General features: G+C 50.4%; 7 protein-coding genes and 1 pseudogene. 2 read left to right on the top strand and 6 right to left on the bottom strand.

The window, feature by feature from the left end:
* Positions 1-809, top strand: a pseudogene (locus AQR02_RS35035) (AMP-binding enzyme); the annotation flags it as partial.
* 61 nt (positions 810-870) lie between these two features.
* Here AQR02_RS35035 and AQR02_RS29435 read toward each other — a convergent pair.
* The 6 genes from AQR02_RS29435 to AQR02_RS29410 all read right to left on the bottom strand — a co-directional run bounded on the left by AQR02_RS29435 (position 871) and on the right by AQR02_RS29410 (position 5,233).
* Positions 871-1,464 (bottom strand): hypothetical protein, encoded by a 594-nt coding sequence (locus AQR02_RS29435; protein ID WP_054943864.1) that lies wholly within the window; start codon positions 1,462-1,464, stop codon positions 871-873.
* Positions 1,465-1,552: 88 nt separating this feature from the next.
* A complete protein-coding gene (locus tag AQR02_RS29430; RefSeq protein WP_054943863.1) occupies positions 1,553-1,993 on the bottom strand; it encodes a HEAT repeat domain-containing protein in 441 nt (146 codons plus the stop codon).
* A 126-nt stretch (positions 1,994-2,119) separates the two neighbouring features.
* Entirely contained in the window at positions 2,120-2,974 is an 855-nt protein-coding gene (locus AQR02_RS29425) for an SDR family oxidoreductase (protein WP_054943862.1), read from the bottom strand.
* Complete coding sequence (locus tag AQR02_RS32750) at positions 2,971-3,402, bottom strand: MarR family winged helix-turn-helix transcriptional regulator (RefSeq protein ID WP_054943861.1); 432 nt, start codon at positions 3,400-3,402, stop codon at positions 2,971-2,973. Before AQR02_RS32750 ends, AQR02_RS29425 begins: the two co-directional genes overlap by 4 nt.
* Before the next feature lie 122 nt (positions 3,403-3,524).
* Positions 3,525-4,442 (bottom strand): phosphotransferase family protein, encoded by a 918-nt coding sequence (locus tag AQR02_RS29415; protein WP_054943860.1) that lies wholly within the window; start codon positions 4,440-4,442, stop codon positions 3,525-3,527.
* A gap of 38 nt (positions 4,443-4,480) precedes the next feature.
* Positions 4,481-5,233: a hypothetical protein gene (locus AQR02_RS29410; RefSeq protein WP_054943859.1), complete on the bottom strand. Its 753-nt coding sequence runs from the start codon at positions 5,231-5,233 to the stop codon at positions 4,481-4,483.
* A 190-nt stretch (positions 5,234-5,423) separates the two neighbouring features.
* Here AQR02_RS29410 and AQR02_RS29405 point away from each other — a divergent pair.
* On the top strand, positions 5,424-5,745 hold a 322-nt coding region (locus AQR02_RS29405; protein WP_148449242.1), incomplete at its 3' end, for a nucleotidyltransferase family protein.

The following is a 5,745-nucleotide window of genomic DNA, read 5'->3' as shown; positions in this document are numbered from 1 at the left end:
AGGATCAAGGCATCCAGGTATTATGCTGCACGCCTACAGAATACCGCCTGATGGCCAAGACAGAAGGATTGTCCCGGTATGACCTGTCCAAGCTGCGCTGCGCCGTGTCCGCCGGTGAACCGCTCAACCTGGAAGTCATCAACACCTTCCAGCATCATTTCGATATAACGATCCGCGACGGCTACGGGCAAACGGAAAGTACACTGATCATTGCTGCGCTGAAGGATGATCCGATCCGGATCGGGTCCATGGGCAAATCGATTGCCCCCGGCATCGCGGAGATCATTGATGATCAGGGGAATCCGGTTCCTCCGGGTGTAGTTGGAGATATCGCAGTGCACCTAAGCATGCCTGCCCTGTTCCAGAATTATTACAAAGACCCGGAACGTAAGGCGAATGCCTCGCACGGGGAGTATTTCGTTACCGGAGACCGGGCGCGCAAGGATGAGGACGGTTATTTCTGGTTCGAAGGCCGGGGCGACGATATCATCATCAGCTCAGGCTACACCATCGGCCCGTTTGAAGTGGAAGAAGCGCTGATGAAGCATGATCTCGTCAAGGAATGTGCCGTTGTAGCCAGTCCAGATGAGATACGCGGATCAATCGTCAAAGCCTTTGTCGTGCTGAAGGACGGCAAGGAAGGTTCTTCTGAGCTGATTAAGGAGCTGCAAAGTCATGTCAAAGAGATGACTGCTCCTTACAAATACCCGCGCAAGATCGAATTCATCCATGATCTGCCGAAGACTGCCTCCGGTAAAATACGCCGTGTAGAGCTGCGCGAGCAGGAAAAACGCGCTTCGCAGGAATAGTTACGGGCAGCAAAAAGCCCCCATTCTCCGCTTCACCGTGGAGAATGGGGGCTTTGACATATCATTCCGACCAATACTTCGCCCCCGGATTCAGCTCCGCACCGATTTCGCCTTCTTTGACCAGGTCGCAATCCAAATAACCTTCCTCATCCAGGAAATAGGCTTCCTGCTTGTAGAATTCACACAGCGTTTCCAGGAACTTCTCAGGAGAATCATACATCACAACCAAATCGCCATAGTCATGCAGCAGATCACAGATTACTTCATTTCCCTCGTCTGACCGGTAGAGGCAAATGAAATCACTGCCATAGTTCGTCAGGAGCGGGAAAATCTGTCCGCCGCCGGAATAGCCCTTCTCTTCCAGAATGCCCGCCAGCACCTGCATTTCCTGCTCATATTCAGCGATATGAATGAGGCGGTATCCGGGGATGAACTCGATCAGACTCGGCTCCTCTTCCCCGCTGCGTGTTCCGGCAACATGGCTGTAGATTACCTTAAGAAGATCCGGGGCATCCGGTACCAGATCAGTGATTTCCGCACTGCCTTTAGTGCTGGTCCCCAGACTGGCTGGATAGTCAGGCCGAAATCCGGCGGAAAGCTCAAGATACGTCTGAAACTGCGAAGAAATCGGGTGTGCATAGGAATGGGTATACATATGTTGTCATCCTTTACTTGATTAAATTAGGAAAGCGGACCCATCAGAACTTGTCCAGTCCTTATCGATCCGCTTCTCATAAGAAAAACTATTTAACCGCTGAAATCCACTGCTTCTCCAGCCAGTTGTCGAAATCTTCGCCCTTCTCGCCTTCGTAAGCATCGTAAACATCAATCCGCATCTTCTTCAGCTTCTCCTTGAACTCTTCATAGGAATGGTCACGCGGAAGGCTCTTCTTGATACGAAGCACGATCTTAGAGATCCCTCTGAACAGCTCGGCCTTGTTCTTGGACGGAACTTTTACATCTTCGCCGAATGCACTCAGCTTCTTGTACGCGGCTTCTTGAACGGTATATACAGGATCACTGATCATCAGACGGTTCAGGATATCAATGACTTGTTTGTGGTTCCAGTTACCCAGCTCTTCGACAGCCGCAAGACGCGCTCTCCAGTCCGCAGATCGGCCTGCAGCCTTCTTCAGCTCCTCATAATTCTCTGGCAGCTCTTGATTCAGTTCTTCATTATTCAAACGATACAATCCCCTTCTTGGTTAAATCTGCTGGTAGTGCAATTCTACCGTTTGCGCTCCCTGATTTCAATCTTTTGTCCAAATTTAATACACCTTGAAAAAAACATCCTACACGTGACGTCCTGCTTAAATAAAAGACTGCAAGTTCTCAGCAACAAAATCCCGGAACGAACGTGGTGCCCGGCCTGTCAGCTGCTGAAATTCGTTAGTCACTGCTTCAGCCGTCCCCATCCGCGTCATCAGGTAAAGCGCCACAGTTACGTTGACATATGCCTTGTCCAGCCCGCGCTCCCTGATATAATACCTGCGGTATTTCAATAATCCCGGTCTGGCGTAGGTGATCCTGCGGCCGGTAAACTCGCTTAGTATTTCCGCCGCCTGATAATAGTTCAAAGATTCCGCTCCCGTTAGGGTGTGGGCAGTGCCCGCGTACCTTCCGGGCTCATGGAGCAATACCGCTGCGGCAAGTCCGATATCCGCTGCATCAATGAAGCTTGTCCGGCTGATCCCGGCTGGAATAAAGATTTGGTTCTGCCCCCTGATCTCCTCGGCGTGAATACCGGATAGATTCTGCATGAAAAATCCCGGACGGATGTGGGCATAAGGTATTCCTGCAGCCTCCAGATATTTTTCAATCTTGTGGTGCGGAGGAATCGGATTCTTCTCAATCCCCATCAGCGAGAGGAAAGCAGCCAGCCGGATCCCGCGGGCCTTCAACGCATCTATAAACGGATACAAATCCTCCGGCTTGCCTAAATGGGGCGGACGCATCAAGAACACTCTGTCCACCTCTTCAAGGGCCTGATCAAAGGAGCTGCTATCGGTAAAATCCAAATAAACACATTTCGCCTGAGTACTAAATTTGTCACGCAGCCTGTGAACATCTGTCCCTGCTGCCACAATCTGTTCACCCATTCTGCTTAATTCTTCTATTACATGAGCTCCTACATTTCCTGAAGCGCCGGTAACCAATATACTCATGAACGGCCGCCCTCCACACTTAATATTTCAGTAGCCTGCTGCATTAACTGTATAAACCGTCCGAAATCCACACTGCCCATCTTCTCTTCAAGCCGTTCCAGATTGCGGAAATACTCAGTTGAGGTAGACTTCACCAGTTCTGCGCCAAGGACGGTAAGCGAAATGCTGTAGCTTCTGCCGTCTGTAGCCGACGAGGTTTTGCGGAGATACCCTTGACGAACCAGGGAATTAATCATTGCCGTGACAGATGGCTTAGATACTCTGAAAAAATTACTTACCATCAGCGGGGTCACAAGACCTTCCTGCTTCTCCGTATATATAAGCACCCCCATCTCGCTGGATCTTACAGGCATATCCTTCTTGGTATTCATCTGCAGCCGGCAAAATAAGCCGACGATATCTGCGCTTCTGCTAATATGTTCCTTCATGGTCTCCTCCTCAATATAGTTAGTCTGATTAACTATATTTTCGCATGGCTGTCCGCTTCCGTCAATCCATGCCAAACACCCCCAGACCTGAGTCCGGGGGCAATCCTTAAACACAATGTTCTCTAATCGGTATACCAGCGCGGAATGTACCTGCGAAATGCATCGTAATCCTGAAATGCCTGCCTGCCGCGGGTCATCATCCCTTGAATCTCGTCCATGCCAAAGGGAATCGCCCATTTAATCGAAAAAAGCGAGCTGTAGGCCACATACAATGCCTGTCTCCGCCAGAAGGCGTCCGGTGGTGATCCTGCAAAATAACCGTCCAACTTGCCCTTGGCAAAGGAAACGCTCAGCTCCCGGTCAAAGAACTGGACTTTATAGAACTCCTCTGCATAATCACCGGTGTCCCAGCGGTTGAAGTCAATAACGCCGATCCCGCCCTCCGGGGTGTAAATGAGATTGCCGACGTGGAAATCACCATGGTGCCAGACTTTCTCCACGTTATGAATAAGGCCGATATTCTCTTTCACATAATGAATGGCCTGTTCATCGTCCTCCAGATGATACGGACAATCCTCATATTCCTTGATCCGCCTCAGCATCTTGGCCTGCATGGCCGTTTCCCAGCCTGTCAGATCATGGCCGCATGGGATGCTGTGTATCCTCTTTAAAATTCGGCCAGCCTCCATCCCCAGCTTATACTGTTCCTCCGGCGCAAGTGCAGTCAGACGGTCTTCCAGCGGAACTCCCTCCACCCAGGTCAGCAGCATATACACCTGCTCCTCCCGGCCTGTCCCACTGAAAGTCCCGAAACCAAGAGCCTGTGACATCGGAAAATCCAGTTGATTAAACCGCTTGATGAGCGCAAATTCATCCTGCTTACGGGCAAAGGTTTTCCCGGCCGACAGCCGGAGCAGTAGCTTGTTACCTTCCTTGGCCTCTATGTAATACTTTCGGTCATCCGACCAGCCCTTGAGTACAGGCTCAATCATCCGCCATGTTTCTGCTCCCGGTATTCCTTCGATGCCGGTATCTGTCATGATTTTCACCCTCCATATCCAACTCGATTATTAAGTCCCTATGCGATAAGCGGCGGAAAACCGGCCCGGCTCCATAACCAAAGCGAGGTATGTACATCAATCGGCGCCAGACCCGAACCACTAAGCGCCGTCTCCCATGCTTCAGCTACATAATGTCTGTCTTCGGCAGTACCGTTTAACACTCCTTCAGAGCAAATTCCCAGCTTCACGCTGGCCTGCAAAATATGCGTATCCGGAGCAATCGTAATCAGCTCACGGGACTTCCAGACAATCCCCGCATAGCTCTCCATCACATACAGCCAGTAATTGAAAATTTTCGGACCGGACAGATAGGGAAAATCAGATTTGCGTGTATGCTGCATTATATTTTTCAGGATTGCAATGTCGGACTGTACCGCATCGATTAGACCGGCTACATCGCCGTTCGTGGAGGAGCGGACAATTCCCCCGGAAACCCGCTGCCAAATCTGCGGATGCCGGTTAGGCTGTAGGGCTACGCGATGCAGCAGCAGCGATGTCTGCAGTACAACCGGATCACTTAGAGAAGCGGCGTGCGGATCAAAAACCCACCGGGTACTCTCATCTATATAAGCTTTGGCCACCGACTGCCAGAGGGCATAGGCATTCCTCTGATAATTAAGCGACATCGCCATTGTCAGCACATCCGGCAGCTTAGCAGCCGGAACAACCCCAAGCAGCGCATCCTCCGGCATAACTTCCCCGCCCAGAAGTCCGTCAGCATGCATGTGCAGCAATATCCGGATTTGTTCAAGAAATAGTTCAGTTCGCATATTCCCTCCGGGTGAAAAAAATGAAGTTCCAGTTTGGACCATTATATCCCATCGTCTATCATTTTTTCTAACTATTACTATATTGAAATTGACAACATTCTGCTGCCGATGTTACGCTCTGTGTGCATTCGTTCTTTAAATAGAACATACCTGCTCCATTCGTATCTAAATTCCAGTAAGGAGAGTCCCTATGACTGACCGGTATACCCTTGATAAAGGGAGCTTATCTAAGGAAATATTGCTTCTTCTTGCCTTTTTAACAACAGATTCTATTGATGAGCTGGCACAGCGTAGCCCGGAGCGGTTCGCGGAGATTAACTGGGAGCAGTTTGTCCGGCTTACGCTGCATCACCGGGTGTATCCGTTCATATATCCCAAGCTTAGCCGGATGCAAAATGAACTTGTTCCTGCGCTGGTCAGCGAACGTTTACAGCGGGAATACCGCAGAAATACGGTCCAGATGCTTCAGCTCAGCGGAGAAATGGGGCGTATCGGCGGAGAGCTTGCCAAGT

Origin of the sequence: Paenibacillus ihuae, from assembly GCF_001368795.1 — a bacterium.
GTDB lineage: Bacteria > Bacillota > Bacilli > Paenibacillales > Paenibacillaceae > Paenibacillus_AQ > Paenibacillus_AQ ihuae.
Note: the sequence above shows the minus strand (reverse complement) of the source record. Positions and strands in the feature narration are given on the sequence as shown.